Source organism: Neisseria sp. P0009.S007 (assembly GCF_051962515.1).
In genome coordinates, this window is sequence record NZ_JBQCVF010000852.1 from 1 (window position 1) to 522 (window position 522).

At 53.1% G+C, this 522-nt stretch carries 1 pseudogene; it reads left to right on the forward strand.

Annotation, left to right across the window (positions count from 1 at the left end):
* Positions 1 to 60: 60 nt before the first annotated feature.
* Positions 61 to 522 (forward strand): annotated as a pseudogene (purH, locus tag ACTHS3_RS16755) (bifunctional phosphoribosylaminoimidazolecarboxamide formyltransferase/IMP cyclohydrolase); the annotation flags it as partial.

A 522-nucleotide genomic window follows, 5' to 3' on the forward strand; every position in this document is an offset into this window, starting at 1 on the left:
GGATAATACCGCCCTGAAAATTCATCCCATATCGATTAAACCTTCAACAAAGGAAATCCCATGTCTTCCATCAAACGCGCCCTGATCAGCCTATCCGAAAAGACAGGCGCAGTCGAATTTGCCCAAACCCTGACTAAGCTCGGTGTTGAAATCCTCTCTACCGGCGGTACAGCAAAGCTCTTGGCTGATGCAGGCGTTCCCGTTATCGAAGTTGCCGACTATACCGGTTTTCCCGAAATGCTCGATGGCCGCGTGAAAACCCTGCATCCGAAAATCCACGGCGGTATTCTCGGTCGTCGCGATTTGGACGAACACGTCGCCAAGATGGAAGAGCACGGCATCGGCAATATCGATTTAGTGTGCGTCAACCTTTACCCCTTCGCCGCCACCATCGCCAAACCAAACTGCACACTGGAAGACGCGATTGAAAACATCGACATCGGCGGCCCAACCATGGTGCGCTCTGCCGCGAAAAACTGGAAACACGTCGCCATCATTACCGACACAGCCGATTTCCCGGCC